Below are 24668 nucleotides of genomic sequence, written 5' to 3' on the forward strand. Positions count from 1 at the left end.
TTAATATAATAGTTTTAATGTATGAATGAGCTGTTAGGAGGATAGGCCATGAATAAGGAAGAACAGGTCATGAACGGTTTCAGGGAATTATATAATAAGCTAGTTTGGCTTAATAAAGATAAGATGGAAGAAGGTCTTAAAGGTTTTAAGTCTTCTGAAGTACATTGCATTGAATATATTGAAAATAATGCAGATTCTAACGTGACACAACTTGCAGAGGCTTTTTATGTGACTCGCGGTGCAATAAGTAGAATGACTAAGAAGCTCATAAACAAAGGCCTTATCGAAAGTTACCAGAAATCAGAGAATAAAAAAGAAATATATTTTAGGCTTACTGAACAAGGGAAAGAAATATATAAAATTCACGAAGAGTTGCACAATGAGTTTCAAGAGCGGGATAAAGCTGTATTTGAGCAAGTAACCGAGGCAGAATTCGACAGTATTATTAACTTCGTGGAAAAGTATAGTAGGCATTTGGATGCAGAAATAAAGAAACAAGGGATACATATAAAGTCGTAATAAAGTTGAAGCATTCGGGCAGTTGATCCCGAAAAACTAACTTGTTTGCCCGTTCATGCGAGGTACATTTAAATAATAAAAAGGTAGCCTGTTCACAGTAAGGCTACCTTTTTATTATTGTGTTTTTGTTGACTAATCAACGAAATGAAGTTATTATTTTGTTGACAAAGCAACAAAAAGTTTTGAGAGGAGAAGTTAAATGTCTATATTTAGATCACAAAATGAAACGGAAACAAACATAGATAAACATGCTTTGATATTCGGTCTTATTTCGGTATTTCTTTGTGGTATAGGTTTCAGTATCATCATGCCTGTAGCGCCATTCTTAGTGCAGCCATATATAAGTAGTCCGGAAGAACAGGCTCTAGTTGTTACGCTACTGACCTCTGTTTATGCGGTCTGCGTGTTTTTCACGGCTCCTGCACTCGGAGCTTTAAGCGATAAATATGGTCGTCGTCCATTACTTTTAATATGCCTTTTCGGTTCTGCAATCGGGTACTTAGTTTTTGGTATAGGAGGGGCTTTATGGGTACTATTTACTGGACGTATAGTAGAAGGAATAACAGGCGGGAGCATCAGTACAATTTTTGCATATTTTGCAGATATCATTCCCTCAGAACAGAGAACGAAGTATTTTGGGTGGGTGAGTGCAGTGGTAGGTGCAGGAACTATTATCGGACCAACTCTTGGGGGATTACTTGCAAAGTTTGGTCATTCTGTACCTTTATATTTCGGAGCACTTATAACTTTATTAAATGTTTTATATGGGATGAAATATATGCCAGAGAGTCTTGACAAAAATAATAGGTTAAAAGAAATTACTTTTGTAAGGTTAAATCCTTTTGCACAGCTGGCAAATATACTTTCCATGAAAAACTTAAAATGGTTACTCATCTCAGCGTTTTTACTTTGGATACCTAACGGATCTTTACAAGCAATTTTTACACAATTTACGATGGATACTTTTAGCTGGAAACCTGCACTAATCGGACTTATGTTTTCAATTATGGGCTTTCAAGATATCATTTCACAAGCTTTTATAATGCCAAAGCTTTTGATCAAGCTTAGTGATAAACAAATAGCTATGCTTGGAATGGTTTCGGAGATTATTGGCTACAGTTTTATTGCAGCATCTGCTTTGTTTTCCTTATATCCTCTTCTTATCATTGGAATGTTAATGTTTGGCTTTGGTGATTCAATTTTCGGACCTTCATTTAATGGGATGCTCTCAAAGTCTGTCGATTCTAGTGAACAAGGAAGGATTCAAGGCGGTAGCCAATCTATTCAAGCTTTGGCAAGAATGATTGGTCCAATTATTGGAGGGCAATTCTATGTATCACTTGGTCATGCCGCACCTGCTTTTATGGGGATGATTCTTATAGTAGTGGCAATAGCAGTTTTGTATAGGGGAACACATGTAACTGCATAAACTACATGTACTAATATTTTCTATATTCCTTAATTGAAATAAAATGAATAAGAACAAATAATAGGGTGTCAGAACTTGGGAACAAGTACTGGCACCCTATTTGTTTACGGCTTGAGAGCTAAGAGAAATTAAGAATGTATTCTGTAATGATCTCATGGTGAAGGTTAAATAGAACTATCAATAATTAAAGTTAGCTTTTTTGAAAGTAAAAAGCTAGGTAAATGACTGGACGGTATAATTATACTTGTGCTGAAGTAAATAATGACTCCATTTTTACTTTGCTCTTTTCTCGAATTTCAGCGTCTGCGGTATGCTTATATGGACAAAAATTATAAACCGAGAAGACAAATAGTCTCCCATTACCCTGAAGTATAATGGGGGAAGTTTCTTGTTGGGATTCTTAAAAATTTAGAAAAAACTTTCTCAACATTGTTTGAGAAAAGAGTGAAACGAATGTTCTAAATTTTATGATAAGATGAAAATAATAAAAAAAGAGCAAAAAGACCCACGGCGTTACAGTAGTGCGGTAACACAACTGTGACGTTTTACCCTAGCGAATGTAGGTAAAACTTTCCATGAGTCAGCCTCAAGTATATCACACTTCAAATAGTTTTAAATCCATATGGAACGTTTTCTTGTTGAGAAAATCAGGGGCTGTGTCTTGTGTTCTATTTAGGAGGATACGGATGAGGGCTTTGATGAATGAACTGAATAACACGATTCAGTCAAATAATATTAGTACAAGAAAGTTAGCGAAAGATACAGGTATTAGTAGAACAACAATTACAAATGGTCTGTCCTTTGTAACAGGAGAAATGAAATTTGATGTTTTTGAAAAATTGGTTCGTCATGTGTATAAAAGTCCCATAGAACAAACAAGAAGGATTAAAGATTTTATTTTAAAGTGTGGAACTAGCTTGAATGTAAGAAAAGCATTGAGTTATTGCCAGGTAGCAGGAGAATACGATCTTATAGATATGTTAATCGAAAAATTCAAAATGGAAACAAAAGATCCGGATTTCAAGAAGCTTCAAAAAGATGTACGTAAATATTTAAATGTATACAATCTATATAACCAACGGAATATGAATCGGAAAAAAGGACAAAGTCTTCTGGAGGAAATATACAAAACACGTGTTTCATCAGATTTGGAATGTCAGGTATTATTAAATACATTACTAATGGCAGCAGAATATGATAGACAAAGGTATAGTGCTATGTCATCATACGCGGACGCGGCAGAAGCTTATGTCGCTAAGATGGATAACGGTTATATTAAAGATTGTTTACGCATGCAGCATATGGAACGAATTGCGTACACTCAGTTGCATGCCAATGAAATTGATAGCTGTAGAGCTACGTGCCATGCCATTATAAATTCCGAATTGAATTTCACAGTTGTAAAAGCTACAGCATATTGTTGTTTAGGTGAAAGTTATATCTTTGAAAATCCATTAATGGCGGAAAAATATATCTTGAAAGCTATTCAATGTCTTGAAGGTATAAGTTCACCGAAAGGAACTCAAAAATACAATTCTTTTAAAACGACTCTTGCCTTTTTATATATTGAGTTCGGATTTAATTTAGATAATATTGATTTTGATTTTATTAGTGATGGTGATCTTGCTTATTATGAGTGTTTATATGGTGATAAGCAAAATGGTTATAGAATTTTTGAAAGGTTAAAAGATCAAGGTCTATCGGCCTTCCAAATGTACTATCTTTCTAGAATTGAAAATGATACAATTATGGCGAGGGAATCTTTAGAAAAATTTGAAAAAACGGGAAGTATAATATATGCGCAACTTCCAAAGCGCATTTTAATAACTGAAGGAGTGTTGTAAAATGAAAAAAATTTTAGTCACTACATTATGCGCACTTGCGTTATCAATTGGGGTTATCGGTGCTGGTGCAGATCAGACTAAAGATTTAGGTAAAGAAAAAGCTACTGTACATACTAAAGAAGTACAATTAATGATGGTCGATCCCGGTGGGATGTAATATAAATGAATAGTTAAAAAGACGCTACTTATAGTAGCGTCTTTCGTCTTTTATAGGCGTGTCACGTTTTTGGAAGTTTCGGAAAAAATATACCACTTGATACATATTTCACAAATTGGTAAGGATGAAGGGGAGGAAATAAGGTGAAAAAAGAGACGGCCAAACAAGAAACAAAACGCTTAATTAGGGAGTTGTTCGGAGCTGAAAAAGTAAGTTGTGATATGAATTATCTAATGGAGGAGTTGTATAAGCAAGGACAGATTACTCCGGAACAGTACAAACAAATTGCAGCTATATTGCAACAAAAAAAGGAATAGCATCTGGCTAATCCTTTTTTACTTATTGCTGCTTTCTTTGTAGGAGTTGTCTTAATAAAACATTAGCAATTTCAGCTTGCTCATCCGTAATTTCTACCCCATCAGAATGAAGTCTGCCTTGATCTAAAAAGTCTTTTACATTAAAGTTAAGACCGTTTGGATTTTCTGTTCTTCCTAAGATGAAGTCTGTAGTAGTATCAAATATGTCTGCTAGCTGTACAAGAACCTCAGCGTTTGGTTTTCTTTTATTTGTCTCATATCCACTATACGTAGAATCGTTTTTACCAATACGATCTGCGACTTCTTGCATTGTCCAACCGCGTCTATTTCGTAAGAATTTTAATTGAGTTCCTATATCCATACTTTTTACCCCCGTTAAATTCTCTTTTATATTTTTCATCGATTTTATTTTTTATAAATTTTATAAAAATATATAAAACGTTTTTTATTTTTTTGTTGTTATCTATATATAAGATAACACTTTATTGGACAATTACACAATGGTAAATACACGCATATTGCAAGTGAAATTAGATGAGTGTTCATAAAAAAGTTGAAAAATCACTTTACTTACTTGCAAAACGCCAGTATAATAAAAATCATTAAAGGTTGTCTGGAGGTGGACATATGAAAAGGACTTGGTTAGCGGATTTACGTGGGAAAAAACGTATGTCGCAGGCGGCTCTAGCGGATAAGGTTAGTGTGACTCCTGGTCATATAGCAGATTTAGAGACTGGTAGACGCGATCCGGGAGGAAAATTAGCCTTGCAAATCGCAATTGTACTTGGGTTCCCTATGGAACATTTTTATTTACCCGCTTACTTGCAAATCGCCAGTAAAAAAGAAGTTAGACAATCGTTTGAACTGGGATTTCCACCAAAAGAAGAATTTTTAGAGCATTATCCTCATTACTTAGAAAAAACTGTAGGGGGCTGAGGAGTGTGGGGAAAAAGACATCCGGCTTATACGTCCGTAACGAGTACTACGGTACAGAGAAAAAGGAAGTTCTATTTCAAGAAGTATACGAAAAATATTTAGGTGTTAAAGTAACGGTCACAAGAAAGAAAAAAACAGAAGTAAAGGCAAGTTAAAAAATTGAAAGGAGGTGATACACATGCAACGGTACGTGACTTATGCGACTCGATTAGTAAAAGCAAAAGACGTAAAAGCTGTATGTTGCGAAAGTAAAAATTACTTCAAGAATGGCTCAGAAGAACAAGCGGTAAACACCATGTTAAAGCTAACGGAAAGGAGTGAACGTGTTGGCCAACATTAATGAGATTTTCGTAGAAGGATTCCAGTCACATACGAATAGCCATTTCAATTTAGGAAATGGGCTGAACGTAATTACCGGACCATCTGATAGTGGTAAAACATCCATCATACGAGCGGTTCGCTGGATAGCATTTAACGAACCTCAAGGTGAGGCTTTTGTTAACGAATCAGTGGGACAGGCTACTGTAGCGATTCACATGGATAACGGCATTATTATTTCAAAGCACCGTAGAAAAGGAAAAACATCGTACAGAATCCAAACGGATCCAGGCGATGCAGGAAGTGTATTTGAGAAGTCAGAGGTACCGGAAGAAGTAAAACAATTACTTGGTATCACAAAGCAAACATTTGGGGATTTTGTTACTGCTTTAAACTTTGCATTTCAGCTCGAAGCTCCGTTCTTAATAAGTGAGACACCATCATCGGGTGCAAAAGTACTAGGTAAGTTAGCAGGAACAGAAGCTGTGGATCTCGCGGTAAAAAGTGTTTCAAAAGATACATACGCAGCAAGGCAAGAGAGGTTACTAGCTGAAAAAGAAATTGAGAGATTAGCAGGTAACTTGCTCGAGTACTTGGATGTGGATGATAAAGTACAGCAGTTAAAAACAGCTGAAAGTTTGATGGAACATGTAGAAGAATTACATAAAAAGAAAGAGGTACTGCAGCAACTACAAACTCAACAACAGATAGCATTTGAAAAATTCCGTGTAGCGTTTGTTGAGGATGAGAGACTCTCAAAGGTGCCGGTTCTTATACAAATACTTGAAGAAACAGAAAAAGACCAGCAGCGTCTGCAAACACTACTGGACTTACAAAAAAGATACGAGTCACTGTCCACCGCCAAGAAGACATTGACTGAAACACTAAAACAATTTGATGGATTAGTAGAAGTAAGTAACTTGTTACGAGGTTCTACTAAATCCGAAGAAATATATTCTTTGCTTTCTATCTTATCACAAAACTATAAGAAGTATAGTCAAGTATTACAAGAAGCTCAATTACAGGTCGAGAGGTTAACTGTAATTGCAAACATTAATGTAGCTGTGATTGAAGAGGAAGTAAAGAAAACGGATGAGTTAAAGAAACTCTATGTACAACATAGCGTGGTTAAACAACGCTACGAAAAAACAAGTAAGGATGTAGAAAGATTATCTGTACCTGGTAATGCGTCAGATCAACTACAAGAATGCGAAACCAGTATTACACAACTAAGTCAAATGAGTGTGCTCTTACAAAAATACCAGAATATACAAAATTATTATATGAGCCGGAAAAGTCGTGCGGAACATTTAAATGGTCCGAGAGAAGTGGTAATACAGATTGCAAATGCTGAGAACAATGTTACTCATTTAGCTGAATTAAAAGAGTTGTTACGAAACTATATGATCTGGCATCAAAGAGTACGTCATAGTACAAGCACATTGGAACTATATGAAAAGCACATTGAAAATTACACTAAGGAATTGGAAGAGACATGGAACGAGGCTGGTGGAGTTTGTCCGCTATGCGAATCGCCGATGTCTTTTGAACATTCTCATTGAGGGGTGATTAGTGTTGGTAAATATAAAAGAAATTGATGAGTACGTTAATACCGTTGGACGTTTAAATACAGCACTTTCCGAAGTGCGGTCAACGTTAGCTGCTCTAGAAAGTGGGGAAGGTCAATTTGAAATAGATCTTCGTAGGCATCATGTCTATCACAGTATTCACAAATTAAATATGGTAAATCGTAAAGAACTGGATACAGTTATTCGCTATGTCATAATTGGGCACTTAAAAGATAAAGAAAAGTTTCTTGAATCAGAGCTACAAAATTTACTATCAAAACAACTTGAAGGGGGAAATGAGTAATGGAATTAAAACAACGTATTGAAATTGCAAAAGCAAATTTAAAGAAAGCAGAAACAGCAAAAATCCAAGCAGAGGCGGAAAAGTCTTCAGCTGAAAAGCAATTAACAGAAATCGCTGAACAAATGGCGCAGTACGGGGTAACGCCTGAAACGATCCAGGAAGAAATCAATAAGCTTGATACATCAGTTAAAGAAAACCTGGAGCATGTAGAACGACTCATCCCGCAGGTATAAGGAGGCTATTTTTATGTACGAGCTTCTAAAAGCAAGAGCGGATATCCGTCAGGCAAGCGATAAATTGAAAATGAAAATCGGTCAACGTGATTTGTTAGTTAAGCAACAAAAAAGCGCAGAAGCAAGAAAAGCAAAAGCTGAGGAGCAACTTGGAGAGTTTGATTTAGTACAAATTCTTCTTCAAAAGACAAGTGATTATGCAAGGCAGCAAGCAAAACGTCGTATAGAAGAAATTGTTACGTCAGCTCTTACAGTTGTTTTCGATAAAGACTACAGATTCGAAATTGAAATTGCCGTAAAAGGTAATCAACCGGTAGCAGAGTATTGGCTACAGTCTGAGGATGTACGGACACAATTAAAGCCACCTGATTATGATCGCGGTGGTGGTGTAGCAGACGTAGTTAGTTTAGCGCTCAGATTGGCTGTTGGAGAAATTAGTGGTGTAAGAGGACCGTTATTCTTAGATGAGGTTGGAAAGCACGTGAGTCAAGAATACGCACCAAATGTGGCGTATTTCTTGAAGGAGTATAGTACGAAATTTAAACGTCAAATCATTTTAATTACGCACAGTACTCATTTAGCTGAGATAGGTGACGTAGCACTTGGTGTGACTCAAAAACAAGGAAAAAGCATAGTAACTGCTTTATAGAAAGGGAGATTTGGATATGTGTATGAAATGCGAAATTAAAAATGCGTTAAAAGGTGCACTAGCTAGTGCTGCAGGTTTAAAAATTACTGAGGAAGTTATCGGGAAAGCAACGGAAGCTCAGTTAAAGGAATTACAAGCTGCAGATGCAGCGGAGAAAGCTATTAAAGAACAACTTCAAGCTGAATATAAAGCTGAGATTGCTCCTATTCGTGAGAAGTACGTAAAGCGAACTGAGGAACTATTAAAACCAGTTTTTGAACGTCATGACGCTGCTTGTATGGAAATTCAAAATACTTTAGGTATCAAAGAAGACGACGATGTATCAATTAATCTTGGAACTGGTGAAGTTACAAAAGAAGTTATTAAAGAAAAAGAATCAAGCAATCTTCACTAATGCGTCATATTGTTGATGGCGGTATTACCTTAGATACAACGTTACGAAGAGCACGAAAAAGCAGAGGTGAGAGTATGAAGTTTCTATATTTCGGTGATCCACATATAAGAGGTACCAATCCTCGTAACCGTAAGGATAACTACAAAGAGGCATTAGTTGCAAAATTACGTGAGATTTTTGCTTTAGCTAAATACAAAGGTGTGACAGCAATTATTCAACCTGGAGATACGTTTGATAGACCTGAGGTTACGACAAGTGTGTTACTAGAGTTTGCAAAAGTACTGAAAGAAAGTCCAGTTCCCATTTATACAACAGCTGGTAATCACGATATATACGGGTACAATCTTGCAACATATGGACGGACAAGCCTTAGAGTACTGGAGTTAATTGTTCCGCAGCTTACAGTCATTAATGATCCTGGGCAAGCTCACATGTTCCACCAGGACGGTAATCATGTGCAGCTAACGTTTACACCATACAGTGATCAAATTGATAAAGCTGGGTATGGTTATTCACCAGATATTATTGAAGATTATGAGTCAACCAAAATACACGTGGCTCACGGAATGCTGCTTGATCATGATCCGCCTTTTGACAGGTACACAAAAGTACAAGATGTAAAAACAGAGGCGGATTTGGTTTTGTGTGGCCACGATCATACTGGTTTTGGTGTTTACGAGCGTTCGGATGGAAAAGTGTTTGCGAATATCGGTAGTATTACACGTTTATCGGCTTCAGAAGCTGAGATTACTAGACCAATACAAGTTCTTCTTATCGATGTAAAATCACCAGGTGTTTTTGATTTAGAACGGATTCCGCTTCAAAGTGCAAAACCTGGTGAAGAAGTACTTGACCGTAGCCGGATTGAAGCTGAGAAGAAACGAGCGTATGCGATGGAAGAGTTTGCCTCATTAATTCAAACGGAAACAGGGGAAGATGTGCTAGTCGATATTAATACGATTGTTGAGAGTATTGCTGAGACAGAAAGTATTAATCCGGATGTAGTAGAAATAGCGTTAACGAAAATAGCGGAAGCAAAGGAGGGATTACGAACATGATTGTAAACAAACCGCAGTTTGATGAGAATGAACTAGGCGAAGGTACGGCGGTACAGGTCACAAGTGGTAACCCGTTTAGACGCCCTAACTATAGTAATAATAAACATGATTGGAATGCTGTAGTAATAGAGTTTTCACCGTTGATGATAAGTGTAGCTGGTTACAACAAAGAGGAACATGATCGAGTAGAAACGATGAACATAACAATTGACTCAATTGTTAAAGAGCACGTGACGCTTAAAAAGTTAGTAGTAGAACTACCAAAAATTCAATGTGAGGTGGGACCAGAAAATGACTGAATTAAATAATCAAATTCGTAGTTTACAAGACGAGCATGGGAAAGAAAAGCTACTTGCAGCGGCAACAAAAATTTTAGGTAAGAAAGTACCGACTGACTATGTTCGAGTATTAGATCCACTTGAATTACAAGCATCCTTACAACAAATTGATGCTGCAGTACAGGATGTTCTTGAAAAAGGTAAAGCACGTGAAGAAGCTTATGGGAAAAAAGCAGACCTAATTAAGAAAAAAGTGAAGCTGAAAACTGCAGTAGAGCTAAAAGAAGCAGAGGCATTTATGCAAATTCAAGGTGAGGGACGTAACCAATACGCTTACGTGAATGATCAAAAAGTGGCTCTCACGAATGATACGTTACGTGATGCGTACCGCCTGCATTACAGCAAAGAAGAACGTCAACAACTTACAGACGTAGAGCAAGAGTTAGCGTCCATTGATATCAAAATTTATCAAACAAAAGATGCTTGGGAAACAGCTAAAGAATCAGCGGATCTTGTAAAAGCAAAAGCTTATGTACAAGCGAATCTACTGAAGTTTTTGGCATAGGAGGTTGCTATGGATCCAAAACAAACAGCAATGAGAAATAAACAGCGTGAACGTCAGCAACGTGGGGATGATTTCCAAGCTGAAATTAGAAGAAGCTGGAGAGAAATTCCGAATGTATGGCGTATGAGAATTGCAGATGGTGCAGGTGCAACTCGTCCAGGTGACGAGATTGTAATAACACCTGAAGTAAATATATTAGCTGAAATGAAACGTACAGAGAGTCGTAGATTTTCACTAGATTATATGAGACCGAATCAGATTCTCGGATTACGAGATTTTGATCAAATTATTGATAGGAATTTAGGTTTAGTGTTTATCAGTTTTCTAAACGATAGCAAAGGGCTTGACGAGGCTTATGCATTCAGACTTATTACAGCTCTTATTCATATGAAAAAACGAAATATGAACCATATAAAACTTGAAGAATTTCAAAGTCAGACGGTTCCCTGTGTACCACTTCCAAGACTTACATACCATGAACCTTCTTACGATCTATCGGGGGTGCTCACTTGCTACAAATCTTTGTAAAACACAACATCCGAATAAGAGGTGCTAGTACACCTCTTAAGGCGGCAATTACTAAGGCGCTAACATTTGATAATCCAGCGTATTTGAAAGCAAAAAAACAACGTAGACCTACATGGGGTGTACAAGCAAAACTTGAATTGTTTTTACATGACAGAGGCGATATTGTTACGCCTCGAGGTTTCTTGTCAAAGCTAGAAGAGGTACTGAAAAACCTAGGTTACGACCCAAGTAAAGTTATTACCTCACAGATTTCATATGGCCGAGATGTTAGTTTCGGGGAATGGGATGACGGGTTTGTATTAAAAGAGGATCAGACACCGATGGTTGAAGCACTTATGCAAGAAAATGGAATAGGTGTAGCACCGGCTGGTTCAGGTAAAACCGTAATGGGCATGCGCTACATTTACGAAAAGGGTAAAGCAGCATTATGGCTTACGCATACAAAAGACTTAATGTATCAATCCGCAAAGCGAGCTAAGGATACAATGCCTGGTATTGGTCGTATCGGCTTTTTCGGTGACGGTGTACATGATTGGGGAGACGGTAAACTAATTGTTGCTACAGTACAAACCTTGCAGCGAAATCCACAAATAATCGATGCACTAAATGATTTTATCGGGACGGTAGTAGTGGATGAAGCCCATCATTTTCCGGCAATACAATTCATTGAAACGGCTGGGAAGTTAACGGCTGAAAATGTGATTGGCCTCACCGCAACACCTTCCCGAAAAGATGGATTAGAAATCTATATGTACAACGGTGTAGGTCCAAAAGTGTATGAGATTAGCAGAGACGGAATGTATGAAGCTGGGAGACTGGTAAAACCGACAGTGAAATTCGTATATACCGAGTTCAATTACGAGACGGCAAGTAACCGTAACGCGATTGATAGTGTGGATGCTGGTGGAGAAGATCTTGATTACACAGATCTAATAAGGCACCTCATTTCTGATAAAAAGCGTGCGAAGTTAGTTGCTGAGAATATTGTTGAGTCTGCAAGTTTAGGGCCATCCATTGTTATAACAGAATCAGTTCGCTACTGTTTCGTACTTGAAGAACTCGTAAAACGAATGGCAAAAGCAAGATTCGGTATCGATGTTAGAACAGCTGTAGTACACGGGGGTATTAGTCGTTATACCTGGAGAAAAGCAAAAAGCGAAAAACATGCACAACAGCTTATCAATAGTGGTCATGCGGTAGATAAAAAGCAAGGTAAGTACGGTTGGCAGGTAAAGGTTGCTCAGTATTCAGAAAAAGAAATTCGTGAATGGCAAGTAACAAAACAACAACGTAAAGACATTTTAGAAGCTTGCGACCGAAAAGAAGTAGATATTTTGTTTGCCACTCAGTTAGCGCGTGAAGGACTGGACATGCAGCATTTAGTAGTTGGCCACATGGTAATGCCGAAACGTGGTGACTCCCGTGAGAGTAATAGTGGTTCATCAGTAGAGCAAGAAATTGGGCGTATCATGCGTCCAGATCGGAACAATCCGGATAAAGAAGCATACTGGTTCGATTACGTTGACTACAATGTTGGAGTATTTAAGGACCAATATCACAGCCGTAGGAAAGTATACAGCAGAATTGGGTTAACGGTACCAAGAAAGCCGAAAACAGAACGCGATACAGTGGCTGACTTCTTAAATGATATGCCTTGGTAAAAGGGGTGATAACGATGGAAAAGTACGAATATGTGGGTGCGCTTTATGAAATCACAGAACTAATTGCTTCAACGAAAGAGGTGAAGTAAGTGGGTTTGAAAGAAACAGGTCAAAAAATTGTTAAAAAAGTGATAAGGGTGTTTGCAAGAGGATCCGGTAAAAGTTTAACTCTTCAACGAGGAATCCCGATAATAGTTGAGGTTCCGGAATACGATTCGAAAGATTACGAGATTTCGTATAACAGAAAAGTAACCTATCGAAAAAAGAAAAGCCAAGCAAAACGAAAAGCATGGAAAAAACATGGCCTACAAGGGCGCGGGAGGAAAAAATAATGACACAAGAAACAAATCAAAATGAAGTAGTGGTACAAAATAACGCGGTGGCGAAAAGAAACGATGGCAGCAATTATATTTCAGCAATTTTAGAAGAAACAAAGCAGGGATTCGTTGAAGCGAATAACGGTCTTGATATGGATTTTGTCCGTATGGGCGAGTGGTTAACGGTTAACAAGAAAGGGAATTTCGTAGAAAAAGATGATGAAAATGTAATGTACGGTGACAATATTGATGTAGTAATCGGATACGGTGAGCAACGTTGGTCTGTATGGGGGAAACAAGATTCTCCTGAAGATGGTCAGTTGATCGTGGCGGAAAAAACAAAAGAAGATGCGGAAGTTGTATTCAATCAATGGCTAGCTGAAAACCCTCAAGCAGAAGAACGTTATGAATTAGATGATATTCAACTTCGCTATATGGCGTCAGTTGTTCCAGTATCAACGTTAAGCCCAGAAGACTTCCCTCGTATCTACTTAATGAGCTTTAGCCCAACAGACACAATTATTTTCGGGCGTTTTGCGATGAATGTGTATACAGGGAAATATAAAGCTCTAGGTGTTCCGTCTAAATTAGGTGTCAATAAAATTGTTACACGCTTAGTAACAACAGAACGTAAAAGTCGTACAAACGCTAGTAACCAATGGATCGGTATCGACTTCCAACCTGTTGGTGTATTTAAACCAGAAGATTACGGAATTAACGTAGAAGAAACAGAACAAGCTTCAGAATAATTAAGGAGGGCGTCTACAAATGGCAAAAAAGAAAGATAAAACAAGTGAGTATCAATATGTAGACGCATGGTACAGCAATCAGAACGGTAGAAGCATTCCGTGGAAACGAATCCTTTCCTCTGAAGTGAAGCAATTCCAAACGGGAGAGGCATTCAATTTCAATTGCTTTGCTACAGTTCAACGATTTGCGAACGACACAAAAGTAAAGGGGGAGGCATTTATTGCTCCCCTATATTTTGACCTTGACCATGCGGAAGACCCATCAGTCAGCCAAAAGGATGCAATAAAGCTGGTGGAATTTTTTACGAAAGAAATGGACATTCGTGAATCGGATATGTGGATTTACTTTTCTGGATCAAAAGGGTTCCACATCTTAATAAGCTCCGATGCACTCGGTATTGAACCGAGAAACGACCTTCATAAAATCTTCAAACATATGGCTGGGTATTTAGTCCATAGATTAGGACTCACGTCACTAGACCTTGTGGTGTATACAGAAAAGCGGATGATTCGTTTACCGAACAGTATGCATCAAAAAACAAACCTATTTAAAACAGAAATTAGTGTAAATGAGTTAAACAAATTAACTCTGGAAGAAATTAAAGATTTAGCGAAATCGCCAAGACACGCTGACGATCTACCTTATACGGCAGAAGAACGTAAAAAGGCAATGAAATACAGACCTCGTACGGGGTATTTACTAATAAATAAGACAGAAGAATATGAGCAAGCTGCAGCAACGAGTGCTCGTAAGTATGCGAAAGAAGAATTCCAATTTAAGAAAGATAAACCACCAGCATGTGTAGTTGATATTTTAAATGGTGGCTGGAAAAAAGACGGTGACCGAAACCAGGCAACAGTACAGCTTGCATGTTACTTCAAAGACGCTGGCTACACGAGAGAAGAAACAATGAAAGAGCTGGAAGACTGGGTGCTTAAATTTACATCTGAGGATAACGAGTATGGTAAGCAACAACGTGTTGCGAATACGAGAAGTGTTATCGATGCGGTATACAGCGGTGATAATACATACAAATTTGGTTGCGCGTTTATTCGTTCACTACATGGCGAAAAGAAACCGGGAAGCAAAGATTATGAACGTGTAGCGTGTGCTGGTGATATGTGTCATTGCATTAAGAAGAATGCTGAGGAAGAAGAAAATGCAAAGTTACTTCATTTAGCAGAGACAGGCAATGCGGATCTTACTGGAAAGCTTGTAAAAACACGTGTCATGGTTGCAGGGAAAAAGCATACGCCTTACATCATTCCGAAAAACATTGAGTACCATTGCTGGGGCAGAGAAAGTTGTAAAAAGGTACATTGCCCTCTATACGACATCCATACACATACAGGATATAAAGACCTGGGCGTAAGTGATCGGGAAGTTATTCAAATGACAGGTGTAGGTGACGATAATATAAAAGGTATTTTACGAGAAATATCAGGCATTCCAAATTGTCCGAAATACAATACCGATATTTTAGAAAACATGAACGTTGAAGAGTTGCTTGTAATCCCGATGGCTGAAGAAGATGACGAAAAGCAAGAGCAGCATAAAGGGAATTATGTACTACGAAAAGTGTACGCCGTAAATGGACTAAACGTAAGTGAGAATAAGTACTACGAATTAACAGGTTATGTATACCCACATCCAAAGAATCAGGAGTCAACACTACTTGTAAAGAGTGCGGTACCGCTTCAGGATGTGGTTGAAAGTTTTGAGCTAAATGAACAAGTGAAAGAAGATTTAGCAACATTTCAGCCGGCGGATTATACAGCAGAATCAATTGAACAGAAACTAGGAGCAATTTGTAACGATTTAACGTACAACGTAACACACATCGTAGAACGTGATGAGACATTACTTGCAGTATTGCTAACACTTCATAGTGTTTTACGTTTTAAAGTACCTTGGGATTTAAATCCGTTACGTGGTTGGGTGGAATTAAAAATAGTAGGTGACACAGGTACTGGTAAGTCTGCACTCATTGAAAAAGTAATGAAATATGCAGGGCTTGGAACACGCGTGAATGCGGAAAGTACTTCTCGTACAGGTCTAACGTACAAGATGGAACAATCTGGTGCTCAAGGTGCATGGTACATCGTTTGGGGGGCATGGCCGTTAGCGGACAAAGAAATGATTTGGATTGATGAAGATACAGGTATTACGAAAGATGATTATGGTGAAATGACGCTTGCTCGTTCTGACGGGAAGCTGGAAGTAAAACGAGCTGTAACAGCTGAAACACCTTGTAGAGTACGTGCCATCATGTCAGGGAACGTACCGAAAGGGAAACGACTTGCTGATTACTCCCAAGGCGCAGAAAGTTTAAAAGATATTTTCAATAACGAGGATATACGTCGTTTTGACTTTGCAGTTTTTATGAGAGCGAGTGATGTGGATCCTGAGTTGTACAACCAAACGCTTGCTACGTATCCATCGATTATACAGAAGGATACTTTGAAAAATAACATCTTATATGCTTGGTCACGTAAGCCGGAGGACGTGCTATTTACAGACGGTACGATTGATAAAGTACTGGAGGTTGCGACAGACCTTGCGAAAGTATATGGAAATGCGAATGACATACCACTTGTTTCTCCTTCAGATCAGCGGAATAAAGTGGCTCGTTTAGCAGTAGCACTTGCAGCACTTACACATTCAGTTGATGAATCAGGTGAAAGAATTCAAGTTTGGCCGGGACACGTTGAGTTTATTGGGGAGTATTTAAAAGCTTTATACAATGCTCCAGGTTGCGGCTTAAATTACTATGCTCGTTTAGCAATAAAAGAGGAAGAAATGACAGAAGAAAGATACCAGAAGTTTACGGCGGATCTTAAGAAAATCGATACGTTAACAGGCGAAATGAAATTCTATGAGTTTATCAAATTGTTCGCTCAGCAGAAGTATTTACGACTTGGTGATGTTGAGGCAATGCTGTCTATCGATAAAGAAGAAGCGAAAGCAATCGTAAATCAATTAGCGAAAATGAGGATGATTCTTTTAACAAGCGGTGGTTATCGAAAAACACCACGCTTTAATGCCTACATTGCGTATTGCATGAAGAAAGGACTCTTTGATCACATACAGGATGAGTACTACTAATTATATGGACAAGCACTACAAATATGACTGGAAGTGAAAATATGAAACTCGGAAGTTTATTTGGAAGACCTAAAACATTAGCAAGTAGTAAAAAGCAGGTACCGGTAAAGGAATCGAAGTTAGCGGTAGAAATGGAAAAAAAGAAGAAGCCGGGACAATTCGATATTGTTTGGCCAAAAGTAGAATCACAACAAGTGAAAGACTATCAGGCTATTCTTACAGTTTCAGATTTAAAGAAATATCTTGAGCGTTGTGTACAAACAGGTAAAGCAGGATTTGACTGGGAGACTGTAGCAAGTGAAGAAATTAGGACGCATTATAAAAAGGCTTTTGAAGATATAGAAGAAGCATGTGCTACAGGTATTATCGATGATAAAGAAGCGGAGAGCCGAAGTGAGAGCTTACAAAAAGCATATTTAAAAACACCCTTGGATCCGTGGAAAGGTGAAATTTGTACGGTATCGCTGTCAGCGGCGGCACACGAGTCAAGAGTTGTTCCAATATCACATAAAGTTGGTCAAGTATTTGAACCAAGTATGGATAGGGGTGAAGCTAGGAAATTGGTTCTAGATTTGCTTGATGAATACCTATTTAAAAATGAAAAGGTATTAAAGATTGCGGTCAATTTGTCTTTTGAAACGAAATATGCAGCGAAGTACGGTAAATACATTTTAGGAAAAGTAGCAGATCCATTGATTATGTGGGTACGGTGTTTACAAATCGCAGCACCTCAAAAGATTAATAACCCGAAAAAACCTACAAGCGGATGGGGTTTAAAACCAGCTACGAAACACATTTTTGGTGTAACAATGAACGACTTTGCAGCTCTTTTAAAGAAATACAAAGTGGATTTCTTTGATGAAATTGATGCTAGTAAAGGTGAAGGACTGCTTTACTCAGCAGAAGATGCGGATTACGCACTGCAGCATTACGAATATTGGTCTCAAATTGCAGCTCAAATTCCGCGATATGAGGACTGGCTCCATAAGATTGAAATGCCATTCACACGTGTTATTGGCCTTATGGAATATTGGGGAATGAATTGGGATCCAAACCTTGCAACGCAAAAGAAACAAGAAGCGGAAATTATGCAAGAGCAAGCGGCTGAACGTATTAAACAAATCGCGAAAGAAACGTTCAATATTGATATAAATACCGGTAAATCAGGTAAGACAAACGAAGTGAAAAGTTTAATGTTTGATTACTTAAAAATACCGGTAGCAAAGTATGGAAAAACAGGTGCGAGTCTTGATCAAGAGGCACTTATCGATATGGCATTTATGCTTGAGAATAAGTTAAACGATATCGATGAAGAAAAGTACCTCAGCATTTCGTTGCCTGAAAATTGGGAAAGTATTGATCCTGACAAGGACCCTACCTTAGATAAGTTAGAGCGTGGAGCGATTCGTATCGCAAAACGTGAACCACATCCTTATAAGGAACAAGCGTTGGAGGTTATCGATCAGCTGAAGAAAATCCAAAAATACACGACATTACTTTCTTCGCACATCATAGGACGTGAAAAGTACTTGAACTTTATGAGTGGACGGATTCATGCAGGGTACAGTCCATTCACAGAAACAGGACGCTTAAACAGCTTTAATCCGAACGGACAAAACGTACCGAGACCAGATAATGATGAGTTTAAGATAAGAAACTTCTTTGTACCTAAACCAGGAAAGATATTATTCTTCATTGACTTCTCAGGGTTCGAGCTTCGCTTAATGGCATGGAAATCAGGCGATGAGGTCATGATTGAGTTATTTAACACAGGTGGCGATATGCACCGTAGAACCGCATCTGTAATGACTGGAAAGTCTGAGGCTGAAATTGTAAAGAAAGAACGTACAGATGCCAAGGCGGGCAACTTCGGTATTTCTTATGGCGGTACGGAACACGCTTTACAGTTTACATTTAAAACGAAGTACATGATTCGTAAAACATTAGATGAATGTGCGCAGATTGTAAATGCTGTTAAAACAGCGTACAAACGCATACCAGAGTATCAACGCAAGATTGTTTTAGAAGCACGGGAGCAAGGCTATGTACAAACGATTTATGGATATATGAGATTACTACCTGGCATTAACAGCGCGAATAGAAGAGATCGTGGCTCAGCTGAAAGACAAGCAGCGAATACACCAGTGCAAGGTAGTGCGGCTGACATTATGAAGAAAGTACAAAATGAAATTTATGAATCTATTGGTAAACAAGAAGGTGTACTTGCTCATGGTAGTGCCGATATGATTGCACAAATTCACGATGAAATCATTTTTGAAATAGATGATGATCCGGAAATTGTAGTTGCAGTAGAAAAACAAATTAAACAAGTTATGGAGCAACCTCCAGTACCAGGATTTCCAGTTCCGATTGAGGCAGAAGGAAGTGTAGGTTATCGATGGGGCGAGAAAATGAGTGTTGAGTCCTGGCTTAAACAAAGGGAGGAATAGCATGTGGGAAGAGGAGAGGGACCGCGTAAATCGTTATTTACAAAGCGTCATGCAACAGCATTACCACGTGTAAAGCCAGCAAAAATTGTGGGAAGCATTGCTGGAGAACCGTACAACATGGTTTGGGTAGTAAGTTCATTAAGAAAAGATAAAAAGACTGGTGTGTTAGACCCAGTACCACAAGATCCATACGCAGAATTTTTATTTAGTAGTTGCTTTAAAAAATGGGGGGAAGACGATGAACGCCTTGAACCGTCAACAACGCCGGGCAAGTGAACGTGAGAGAAAGAGAACAAGGGAGCGGCAAAGTTTTCACAGGGGTGAAGTGCAGCAAGTATCCCTTTTATCGTATAAAGATGGCCGAACATTAGCCTTACGTGCAGTAAAAGATGTGTTAGGTTTGGGTCCAGTACGTTTGGATCGTGTACAGAAACGTTTGGAAGAACTAGAAAACGAGAATTTCAATGAACTATTTTTAGAGCATTTAAGAAAATAAAAAGCTGTAGGAAGGATGTGCGATTGTGGGTGGTAGACAGCAAGGGAAGGGGTACGAAAATCGGAAAAGCGATCGGAAATTAGAAAAACTAAAACGTGAAATGGTTAAGCAAAAAAAGAAAATAGCAAAAGGTGAGACACGAAAGGCGGTAGTGTACTTGAATAATTCGGAGCAACAGTTAAAAGATGTGATGCAAGAAAATCATGATTTGCAGTTAGAAGTTGATTTATACAAATCACAAGTGAAAGTGAAAGACAATTACGCAAAACGTGTATTGAAAGAAAATAACGAATTACGGGAACAGATTAAAAATTTACGTAAAAAGTCTATTTCGTTATTTGTTTCTTATATGGTGGTAACGGTCATTGTTAGTTTTCTAATTGCTAGATAAGAAGGGAGCGATTGAGATGTCTGTAGTGAAAGACAACGAGTTTTGGAAAGAAGTGTATTACTACATGGAAAAGCATAATTGCTATAAGGATGAGGCTGTAAAGGTCATGGAGGCTCAGTTCAATAGTAAGAACGAGAAAAGAGTGAGAATTATTGAAGCCGTAAAAGAAAAGTTGATTTGTGCGGGAATACCTGAAAAGGACTCTTTAAAATTCGCAGAAACTGCACCCTTTGTTAATTCCTTAACTGGTGCCAGTGTAGAAAGAATGGTGAGAAGTTTTATAGATTTGTTTAAAAAAGGGGAGCGTGCAAAATAATGAACATCATTCATTTATTCCAGCTTCAAAAAGACCTGGATAACAAGATTGTGGAAAAACGTAGTTTGCAAAACGTGTCTTTGTTTCAAGAAAAGAAATTATCATTTCGTGACGAGTTAAGTGAGTTACTTCATGTGTGGCGTGGTCATAAGTTTTGGAGTGAAAATAACAAGCCGATTACAAAAGGTGTACGTAACAAGGGGCAAATGATGGAAGAAGATAAGGAGTACTACAATCCGTTATTAGACGAATTTGTTGATGCACTTCACTTTGCTTTATCGATTGGATTAGAACGTGAATGGAATAAATATATCGATGCCTTTGTAGTACGTAATAGCAAAGGAAATACAAAAACAGAAATTATCGATGTGTTTAACGATTTATATGAAAACAAATTATGGACTGCCGCACACTACATGACCTTGATGAATGACTTGGCGTACTTAGGTGCAGCGCTTGGATTTTCGGCTATTGAAATTTACAACGCATATATCGAAAAAAATAAAATCAATCATGATCGTTAGGCATCCGGGTACTAAAAGGAGGCGAAATGGTGGGGAAAGTTATTCTTTGGACAAAAGAAGAGGTAGCGTATCTCGAGGATTCCTGGGGGACATATAGCATTAAAAGTATTGCAAAGAAGTTAGATCGCACTGTAAATGCCATAAAACTAAAAGCGAATCGTATAGGGTTAAGTGATCCCCGCCTACACTTCAATGGGCTTACAGTGCTCCAACTAGCAGATGTATTACAAGTAAGTTATAAAACAATTGAATCGTGGTATGAAAGATTTGCATTTCCTGTAAGATTAAAGCTATTTGCAAAAACTCAAAAAATAAAGGTTGTTTACTATAAGGATTTTTGGAACTGGTTAAAACGGCATAAGCAGGTAGTTGATTTTTCAAAGGTTGAATATGGGATTTTAGGACCTGAACCAGAATGGATGAAAGACAAACGTGATGCGGATGTGTATAGAAGGAAAAAAGAGAGAGATCCTTGGACCAAACAAGATGAATTATTACTAAGAAGTATGGTTAAAGCGAATTGTTATACGTATTTGTATATCGCGAAACGACTCCAGCGAACAGAAAGTGCAATAAAGAAAAAACTGGAGGAGCTTGGGATCTTAGAGAGACCTGTAGAAAGTCAAGAATCTTATACAGAAAATGAAATACGAATTAGTTTAGACCTATTTGAAAAAGGTTATACGGTAGATGCAATTGCAGAAAGGTTTGGGAAAAGTGCGTTAACACTTGTTGGTTACTTAGAAAGTAAAGGGTATCGATTCAGAGCGAAAATGGTGATAAAGCCTGAGAACCCCGTGTTTTAGATTTCAATTAAAAAAGGCTAGGATTTCTCCTAGCAAAAGAGTTATGTCGTACAAAAAGGTACTTGTGCGCAAATCAGGTGTTTGCAAATTCATTATATAACGTTTCTGAGGTGGACAGGCTGAATCATAGCGATCTTTACGTAAACTTTACACAGGATTGAAGAGTTTGATAGAAATCAAATTTGAATTTTGTATAAAAATTAAGGAAGCCTATACTTCAATATAGTATAGGCCGAGAGACTAAAATTAATCTGTTATTAATTTCGAATAGATATTTAAATCGATAAGCTTCCCAGCTGAGATTTCGCTTTTTCTTAGAGTCCCTTCAAAAGTGAATTGTAATTTTTGTAATACTTTTATGGAGTTCACATTTTCTGGTTCAACTTTTGCTTCGACACGATTTAGTTTCAAATGTGTAAAAGCGTAATCTAATAGAGCAGAAATCGCTTCAGGGGCATAACCTTTGCCCCAAAATGCTTTCGAAACATCATAGCCAATCTCAGTCTTTAAATTTTCGAAATCTAAGGAATTATAACCGCATGAACCGATGATTTGATTAGATTCTTTTTCAATAATAGTAAAACGCATAGCTTTATTATTTTGAGTCAGTTCATTGAGAAAATGAATCATATCTTTCGCTTGGTTTTCATCAGTGAAATTACTTATATTCATGAATTTTGTAACGTCAGGATCAGACCATATTCTAAATAAGCTTAATGAATCTGATTCTTTCATTTGTCTTAAATGCAATCTTTGTGTGTGTAGTTCTGTAATCAATACTTTTACCTCCATTATGTTGTTGTGATAGGTAGATTAAAAATATTGATATCTGCGCATAATTCAGTCCCTTCTGGATTAGTTAACTCTTATTATACAAAAAATTACTAAATTGAACAAAAGCGTTATTTTAATCGAAAAGGGGAATGAGAAATGAAACCTGCATTTGAAATGATAAAGAATGAATACGGTGGGGTTGAAATGACTTATACAACGAGTGGAGGTAAGCAATCTTCTACTTACTTCCCTGGCCCTCCAGAAGATATAGATCATGTTTGTTTGGACTACATGAAAGGTCGCTTTGCAAACGTTAGAACGTTGAAGCAAGTGGATTTTATAAAACGCAAATATAAAGAAGCTTATCAAACAGTATTCGGTGCTATGGATGAATTAAAAGTAGGTGACAAGGTAGTGATGCACACTTGCTTAGAAGCGAAGCGTTATGAGGGAAAAGTTTGGACTTGTAGAACAGAGCAATTTAAAGCAAGTAGTGGTTCACAAGTGGTGTTTTTAGAAGGATTTAGTGGTTACTTCTCAGTTAAGTATTTGCAGCGTATAAGTTTGTTAGAAAACTAAACAAAATAGTTATTTGACGGAGATAAAGAATGAAAATAAATAGAACCTGTTATAAACAGGTTCTAATCAGAACTATAGGCTCAATTACAGGAACTACAGATCTACTGGGGGGTAGTGTAATTCCTGATTAATATTAAGATATGTTAAAAAATTTTAAATATGATTATTATGGTGAGTAAATAAAAGAACCCGTTTGTTATAAACGGATTCTTCCCTTAAGGTGTGCAAGGAATACAAGGTAACTGGCCTAGGGAAACCTGTAGAATTCCTTGTGATTGTAATGTATGCAAAAGAATCAATAAGGTTAATGAAAATTAAACAAATCTTTATAAGAATAGAAAAGAGCACCATTAGGGCGTATGGCGCTCTTTGACAAAGAACTATATTGTGTATTTTTTATAGTCTGTATAAGTATATGGAAGTTGAAAATAAAGAGTGAATCAAATTTTAATAAAATCTTTATTTAATTAAAAAGAGCGCTAATCGAGAGTGCGCTCCTTATGCCTCATTATAACGACAGTGACGAACTCACATTAAATAGAAAGGCACTATTATTGTATGCGGAAGTATAGGATTAGTGAATGGATTTAGATAAAATCGTTATTTTAATCGAAAAAATATACAAAAAAAGAGCACCTTGTATAGGCACCCCTTAGTAAATGTCACAAGATAATCACTACATACTTATTTAACTGTAATATTTATCGCAAGAGTTGTTTTCGCTATTACAGCAAATACAGAATGTTTTTTCAACGAATATACTAACACCACCATTTTCGTTAGTTGCATTTGTGAAAATAAGACTTTCAAAATCTTCTACTTGAAATATTCTAGTATCAAGCGCCTTTAGAGTAACAGTAATTGGTCTAGAAGATTTTCTTGTCACAATTGTAACTGTAACAGGAGGGAGACCACCAATAACAAAAAATTGAAGTAATGTTTTATTATGATTATTGGTTAAATCTTCAAAAGCTGTAATTGTTGAGTTAGGCGGAACGAAAATATCAAGTAGTATATTTCCATTTAAATTAACTCCAGTACCTGATATCGTGTGTGTTGCAATGGAGCAGGTAGCTTTTTGTTGGTGAGAATCCGATTGTTTTTTGTAACATTTTTTACCATGATTGTAAAAGTAATCAGCCAAATTTATCTTACTCTCCTTTTTCGAAGTATCAATATATTCTATTTATCAAAAAGGAAAAGTGCTTGTACAAAAGTATAAAATCCGCTCTATAAAACTGAATAAAAACGCTATTTGGTATGTAAATATAAGAGCACTTAGAAAAGTGCCCTTCTGTAACGACTATCCACTCTAAAAAGAAATGATGCAATATATCATATGAAATTATGTGAATTTAGTTGTGTGTATTTTGTATAAAAATTTCATTTTGTAGAAAAAAGG

32 protein-coding genes and 1 pseudogene are annotated in these 24668 nt (G+C 37.3%); 29 read left to right on the forward strand and 4 right to left on the reverse strand.

Going from position 1 to position 24668, the window contains the following annotated elements:
- Window positions 1-48: 48 nt before the first annotated feature.
- Both K5S59_RS11610 and K5S59_RS11615 read left to right on the forward strand, forming a co-directional pair.
- Complete coding sequence (locus tag K5S59_RS11610) at window positions 49-519, forward strand: MarR family transcriptional regulator (RefSeq protein ID WP_001030894.1); 471 nt, start codon at window positions 49-51, stop codon at window positions 517-519.
- 199 nt (window positions 520-718) lie between these two features.
- Window positions 719-1948, forward strand: a complete 1230-nt coding sequence (locus tag K5S59_RS11615; protein ID WP_000021839.1) for a tetracycline resistance MFS efflux pump — start codon at window positions 719-721, stop codon at window positions 1946-1948.
- A 238-nt stretch (window positions 1949-2186) separates the two neighbouring features.
- Here the strand turns inward: K5S59_RS11615 and K5S59_RS30675 are convergent.
- Window positions 2187-2255, reverse strand: a pseudogene (locus tag K5S59_RS30675) (YkvA family protein); the annotation flags it as partial.
- Window positions 2256-2634: 379 nt separating this feature from the next.
- Here K5S59_RS30675 and K5S59_RS11620 point away from each other — a divergent pair.
- The 3 genes from K5S59_RS11620 (at window position 2635) to K5S59_RS11630 (ending at window position 4266) form a co-directional block, all read left to right on the forward strand.
- Complete coding sequence (locus K5S59_RS11620; protein ID WP_001202304.1) at window positions 2635-3792, forward strand: AimR family lysis-lysogeny pheromone receptor; 1158 nt, start codon at window positions 2635-2637, stop codon at window positions 3790-3792.
- A 1-nt stretch (window position 3793) separates the two neighbouring features.
- Window positions 3794-3949: a hypothetical protein gene (locus tag K5S59_RS11625; protein ID WP_000723157.1), complete on the forward strand. Its 156-nt coding sequence runs from the start codon at window positions 3794-3796 to the stop codon at window positions 3947-3949.
- A gap of 143 nt (window positions 3950-4092) precedes the next feature.
- Window positions 4093-4266 carry a hypothetical protein gene (locus K5S59_RS11630; protein WP_000712296.1) on the forward strand — a complete coding sequence of 58 codons (174 nt, stop codon included), beginning with the start codon at window positions 4093-4095 and terminating at the stop codon, window positions 4264-4266.
- A gap of 22 nt (window positions 4267-4288) precedes the next feature.
- On the opposite strand, the gene K5S59_RS11635 is transcribed toward K5S59_RS11630, so the two are convergent.
- A complete protein-coding gene (locus K5S59_RS11635; protein WP_000351123.1) occupies window positions 4289-4627 on the reverse strand; it encodes a helix-turn-helix domain-containing protein in 339 nt (112 codons plus the stop codon).
- 266 nt (window positions 4628-4893) lie between these two features.
- Here K5S59_RS11635 and K5S59_RS11640 point away from each other — a divergent pair, with 266 nt between their 5' ends.
- The 23 genes from K5S59_RS11640 to K5S59_RS11750 all read left to right on the forward strand — a co-directional run bounded on the left by K5S59_RS11640 (window position 4894) and on the right by K5S59_RS11750 (window position 21913).
- Window positions 4894-5202: a helix-turn-helix transcriptional regulator gene (locus K5S59_RS11640; RefSeq protein ID WP_212981986.1), complete on the forward strand. Its 309-nt coding sequence runs from the start codon at window positions 4894-4896 to the stop codon at window positions 5200-5202.
- A 5-nt stretch (window positions 5203-5207) separates the two neighbouring features.
- Window positions 5208-5357, forward strand: a complete 150-nt coding sequence (locus K5S59_RS11645) for a hypothetical protein (protein ID WP_000516901.1) — start codon at window positions 5208-5210, stop codon at window positions 5355-5357.
- Between the two features lie 23 nt (window positions 5358-5380).
- Window positions 5381-5542 carry a hypothetical protein gene (locus K5S59_RS11650; protein WP_001190219.1) on the forward strand — a complete coding sequence of 54 codons (162 nt, stop codon included), beginning with the start codon at window positions 5381-5383 and terminating at the stop codon, window positions 5540-5542.
- Window positions 5526-7082 carry an AAA family ATPase gene (locus K5S59_RS11655; RefSeq protein WP_033656670.1) on the forward strand — a complete coding sequence of 519 codons (1557 nt, stop codon included), beginning with the start codon at window positions 5526-5528 and terminating at the stop codon, window positions 7080-7082. Before K5S59_RS11650 ends, K5S59_RS11655 begins: the two co-directional genes overlap by 17 nt.
- Window positions 7083-7092: 10 nt before the next feature.
- Complete coding sequence (locus K5S59_RS11660) at window positions 7093-7392, forward strand: hypothetical protein (RefSeq protein ID WP_229144806.1); 300 nt, start codon at window positions 7093-7095, stop codon at window positions 7390-7392.
- Window positions 7392-7625 (forward strand): hypothetical protein, encoded by a 234-nt coding sequence (locus tag K5S59_RS11665; RefSeq protein ID WP_000421150.1) that lies wholly within the window; start codon window positions 7392-7394, stop codon window positions 7623-7625. The genes K5S59_RS11660 and K5S59_RS11665 overlap by 1 nt, the downstream gene beginning before the upstream one ends.
- 13 nt (window positions 7626-7638) lie before the next feature.
- Window positions 7639-8274 carry a chromosome segregation ATPase gene (locus tag K5S59_RS11670; RefSeq protein ID WP_000273132.1) on the forward strand — a complete coding sequence of 212 codons (636 nt, stop codon included), beginning with the start codon at window positions 7639-7641 and terminating at the stop codon, window positions 8272-8274.
- Window positions 8275-8290: 16 nt separating this feature from the next.
- The gene (locus K5S59_RS11675; protein ID WP_000335906.1) at window positions 8291-8668 is read left to right on the forward strand and encodes a hypothetical protein; all 378 of its coding nucleotides are present in this window, start codon (window positions 8291-8293) and stop codon (window positions 8666-8668) included.
- The gene (locus K5S59_RS11680; protein ID WP_001216049.1) at window positions 8668-9726 is read left to right on the forward strand and encodes a metallophosphoesterase family protein; all 1059 of its coding nucleotides are present in this window, start codon (window positions 8668-8670) and stop codon (window positions 9724-9726) included. The genes K5S59_RS11675 and K5S59_RS11680 overlap by 1 nt, the downstream gene beginning before the upstream one ends.
- The gene (locus tag K5S59_RS11685; RefSeq protein ID WP_000636793.1) at window positions 9723-10025 is read left to right on the forward strand and encodes a hypothetical protein; all 303 of its coding nucleotides are present in this window, start codon (window positions 9723-9725) and stop codon (window positions 10023-10025) included. Before K5S59_RS11680 ends, K5S59_RS11685 begins: the two co-directional genes overlap by 4 nt.
- A complete protein-coding gene (locus K5S59_RS11690; RefSeq protein WP_000137802.1) occupies window positions 10018-10569 on the forward strand; it encodes a hypothetical protein in 552 nt (183 codons plus the stop codon). Before K5S59_RS11685 ends, K5S59_RS11690 begins: the two co-directional genes overlap by 8 nt.
- A gap of 9 nt (window positions 10570-10578) precedes the next feature.
- Entirely contained in the window at window positions 10579-11097 is a 519-nt protein-coding gene (locus tag K5S59_RS11695) for a M48 family metalloprotease (protein ID WP_000371312.1), read from the forward strand.
- An 83-nt stretch (window positions 11098-11180) separates the two neighbouring features.
- Window positions 11181-12758 carry a DEAD/DEAH box helicase gene (locus K5S59_RS11700; RefSeq protein WP_002078187.1) on the forward strand — a complete coding sequence of 526 codons (1578 nt, stop codon included), beginning with the start codon at window positions 11181-11183 and terminating at the stop codon, window positions 12756-12758.
- A gap of 89 nt (window positions 12759-12847) precedes the next feature.
- On the forward strand, window positions 12848-13090 hold the full coding sequence (locus K5S59_RS11705) for a hypothetical protein (RefSeq protein ID WP_000523224.1): 243 nt from the start codon (window positions 12848-12850) through the stop codon (window positions 13088-13090).
- A complete protein-coding gene (locus K5S59_RS11710) occupies window positions 13090-13824 on the forward strand; it encodes a hypothetical protein (RefSeq protein WP_000191309.1) in 735 nt (244 codons plus the stop codon). Before K5S59_RS11705 ends, K5S59_RS11710 begins: the two co-directional genes overlap by 1 nt.
- Window positions 13825-13843: 19 nt before the next feature.
- On the forward strand, window positions 13844-16930 hold the full coding sequence (locus K5S59_RS11715; protein ID WP_001074793.1) for a DNA primase small subunit domain-containing protein: 3087 nt from the start codon (window positions 13844-13846) through the stop codon (window positions 16928-16930).
- Between the two features lie 23 nt (window positions 16931-16953).
- Window positions 16954-19380 carry a bifunctional 3'-5' exonuclease/DNA polymerase gene (locus K5S59_RS11720; RefSeq protein ID WP_002078183.1) on the forward strand — a complete coding sequence of 809 codons (2427 nt, stop codon included), beginning with the start codon at window positions 16954-16956 and terminating at the stop codon, window positions 19378-19380.
- 3 nt (window positions 19381-19383) lie between these two features.
- Window positions 19384-19656 carry a hypothetical protein gene (locus K5S59_RS11725; RefSeq protein ID WP_000532405.1) on the forward strand — a complete coding sequence of 91 codons (273 nt, stop codon included), beginning with the start codon at window positions 19384-19386 and terminating at the stop codon, window positions 19654-19656.
- Window positions 19619-19876 (forward strand): hypothetical protein, encoded by a 258-nt coding sequence (locus tag K5S59_RS11730; RefSeq protein ID WP_080010456.1) that lies wholly within the window; start codon window positions 19619-19621, stop codon window positions 19874-19876. Before K5S59_RS11725 ends, K5S59_RS11730 begins: the two co-directional genes overlap by 38 nt.
- A 25-nt stretch (window positions 19877-19901) precedes the next feature.
- Window positions 19902-20267, forward strand: coding sequence for a hypothetical protein (locus tag K5S59_RS11735; protein ID WP_000509443.1), 366 nt, complete (start codon window positions 19902-19904; stop codon window positions 20265-20267).
- A gap of 16 nt (window positions 20268-20283) precedes the next feature.
- Window positions 20284-20583, forward strand: coding sequence for a hypothetical protein (locus K5S59_RS11740; protein ID WP_000117788.1), 300 nt, complete (start codon window positions 20284-20286; stop codon window positions 20581-20583).
- Window positions 20583-21107, forward strand: coding sequence for a dUTP diphosphatase (locus K5S59_RS11745; RefSeq protein ID WP_001021291.1), 525 nt, complete (start codon window positions 20583-20585; stop codon window positions 21105-21107). The genes K5S59_RS11740 and K5S59_RS11745 overlap by 1 nt, the downstream gene beginning before the upstream one ends.
- 26 nt (window positions 21108-21133) lie before the next feature.
- A complete protein-coding gene (locus K5S59_RS11750; RefSeq protein WP_002078178.1) occupies window positions 21134-21913 on the forward strand; it encodes a hypothetical protein in 780 nt (259 codons plus the stop codon).
- 246 nt (window positions 21914-22159) lie between these two features.
- Here the strand turns inward: K5S59_RS11750 and K5S59_RS11755 are convergent, their stop codons facing one another.
- Window positions 22160-22690: a GNAT family N-acetyltransferase gene (locus K5S59_RS11755; protein ID WP_000627263.1), complete on the reverse strand. Its 531-nt coding sequence runs from the start codon at window positions 22688-22690 to the stop codon at window positions 22160-22162.
- 153 nt (window positions 22691-22843) lie between these two features.
- Between K5S59_RS11755 and K5S59_RS11760 the strand changes: the two genes are divergently transcribed.
- Window positions 22844-23266: a hypothetical protein gene (locus K5S59_RS11760; RefSeq protein ID WP_000801155.1), complete on the forward strand. Its 423-nt coding sequence runs from the start codon at window positions 22844-22846 to the stop codon at window positions 23264-23266.
- Window positions 23267-23954: 688 nt separating this feature from the next.
- Here the strand turns inward: K5S59_RS11760 and K5S59_RS11765 are convergent.
- The gene (locus tag K5S59_RS11765; RefSeq protein ID WP_000796401.1) at window positions 23955-24410 is read right to left on the reverse strand and encodes a hypothetical protein; all 456 of its coding nucleotides are present in this window, start codon (window positions 24408-24410) and stop codon (window positions 23955-23957) included.
- Window positions 24411-24668: the final 258 nt, after the last annotated feature.

This window comes from Bacillus sp. BML-BC051, from assembly GCF_019656175.1.
GTDB classification, from domain to species: Bacteria; Bacillota; Bacilli; order Bacillales; family Bacillaceae_G; genus Bacillus_A; species Bacillus_A mobilis.